The organism is Flavobacterium sp., assembly GCF_035760125.1.
Taxonomy (GTDB): domain Bacteria; phylum Bacteroidota; class Bacteroidia; order Flavobacteriales; family Flavobacteriaceae; genus Flavobacterium.
In genome coordinates, this window is record NZ_DASTTN010000213.1 from 1 (window position 1) to 2,173 (window position 2,173).

Annotated in this window: 2 protein-coding genes; one reads left to right on the forward strand and one right to left on the reverse strand. The window is 34.5% G+C overall.

Translation table 11 applies throughout. The features are described 5' to 3' along the window. Window positions 1-172: 172 nt before the first annotated feature. A complete protein-coding gene (locus VFS71_RS07880; RefSeq protein ID WP_326400381.1) occupies window positions 173-1,714 on the reverse strand; it encodes a glycine--tRNA ligase in 1,542 nt (513 codons plus the stop codon). Window positions 1,715-1,810: 96 nt separating this feature from the next. On the opposite strand from VFS71_RS07880, the gene VFS71_RS07885 reads away from it, so the two are divergent. Then, window positions 1,811-2,173 (forward strand): ComF family protein (locus VFS71_RS07885; protein WP_414655991.1); only part of this gene is annotated, 363 nt, incomplete at its 3' end.

Here is a 2,173-nt window from a genome sequence, read left to right on the forward strand (position 1 = left end):
GACGAACTGCATTTTTTAATTAAGGAAAAACAGTACAAATAGTTTTAGGGTCTTTTGAATAAAAGAAAATAAGAATAAAAAAGGGAGGTTGCATTTTTGTAAACTTAATTGCTTTAATATAAAAAGTGCTTCCCAAATGAGAAGCACTTTTTTATATATTATAATGAAATAATTACATTTTCATTAACCAATTTTTCATAGAAACTTCATTTTCGATGATTGATTTTAAGTCGGCGATAGCTACACGATCTTGTTTCATCGTATCTCTATGACGAATAGTTACCGTTTGGTCTTCGATAGTTTGATGATCCACAGTAATACAGAAAGGAGTTCCCAAAGCGTCTTGTCTTCTGTAACGTCTTCCTACTGCATCTTTTTCATCATATGCCACGTTGAAATCCCATTTCAAATCATCGATGATTTTTTTGGAAATTTCCGGCAATCCATCTTTTTTAACCAATGGTAAAACGGCAGCTTTTGTAGGTGCAAGAACCGCTGGTAATTTTAATACAGTTCTGGTTGAACCATCTTCTAATGTTTCTTCTTTTAGGGAAGTTGCGAAAACAGCCAAGAACATTCTGTCTAAACCAACCGAAGTCTCCACTACATAAGGAACGTAATTTTGGTTTAATTCAGCATCAAAATACTGTAATTTTCTACCTGAATATTCTTCGTGTGCTTTTAAGTCAAAGTCAGTTCTAGAGTGGATACCTTCCAATTCTTTGAAACCAAAAGGGAAATTGAATTCGATATCTGCTGCTGCATTGGCGTAATGCGCTAATTTTTCGTGATCGTGAAAACGATAGTTTTCTTTTCCTAAACCAAGAGATAAATGCCAGTTCAAACGAGTGGTTTTCCAATGTTCGTACCATTGCATTTCTTCACCTGGACGCACAAAAAATTGCATTTCCATTTGTTCAAATTCACGCATACGGAAGATAAATTGTCTTGCAACGATTTCATTTCTGAAGGCTTTTCCAGTTTGGGCAATTCCAAAAGGAACTTTCATTCTTCCTGATTTTTGTACGTTCAAGAAATTTACAAAAATACCCTGTGCCGTTTCAGGACGTAAATATAAATCCATTGCCGTATCAGCAGAAGCTCCTAATTTGGTACCGAACATCAAGTTGAATTGACGCACTTCAGTCCAATTTCTAGAACCTGATTCTGGGCAGGCAATTTCTAATTCTTCAATTAATGCTTTTACATCTTCTAAATCACCAGCTCCTAAAGAACGGCCCATTCTTTCCAGAATTTCTCTTTCTTTAGCTAGATATTCTACAACCCTTGCATTGGTTGTAATGAATTCTTGTTCATTGAAAGCATCTCCAAAACGAGTTTTCGCTTTTTCGATTTCTTTTTTAGCTTTTAGATTTAGCTTTTCAGCATAATCTTCAATTAAAACATCGGCTCTGTATCTTCTTTTGGAATCTTTATTATCAATCAATGGATCGTTGAAGGCGTCAACGTGACCAGATGCTTTCCAAGTCGTTGGGTGCATCAATATTGCTGCGTCCAATCCTACGATGTTCTCGTTCATTTGAACCATCGATTTCCACCAATATTCGCGTATGTTCTTTTTTAACTCTACTCCGTTTTGTGCATAATCATAGACTGCACTTAAACCATCGTATATTTCGCTTGACGGAAAAATAAATCCGTATTCTTTTGCGTGCGAAACTACATTCTTAAATAAATCTTCTTGTTTTGCCATAATGGTGCAAAAATATAAAAAGGGAAATTAAAAAAAGAAAAAAAATGAAGTTTGAAGAGTAGGTTTTCTTATTTTTATGGATAAATCAATTTTTTTATGTTTAATTCCTTGATTAATTTGTTTTTTCCAAAGGTTTGCGCTGGCTGTAAATCATTTATAGGTACCAATGAATATGTAATTTGCACGGTTTGCCGTCATGAATTGCCTTTGACCAACCATCATTTGAATTCCGAAAATGAAGCATTCAAAAAGTTTTATGGTCGGATACCAGTTGAACACGTTTCTGCATTATTGTATTTTCATAAGAAAGGAATGGTTCAGGAAATAATTCATAATTTAAAATACAAAGGACACGAAGAAATTGGAAGTTTTTTGGGCGAATGGTATGCGTCGGATTTAAAGGGCAGTTCCATTGTGAATAATGTGGATGTGATAATACCAGTTCCTTTGCATAAAAAG

What these genes read in the sequence shown, in the direction of transcription:
- VFS71_RS07880 (WP_326400381.1), bottom strand. Translation starts at nt 1,714, where the DNA reads ATGGCAAAACAAGAAGATTTATTTAAGAATGTAGTTTCGCACGCAAAA.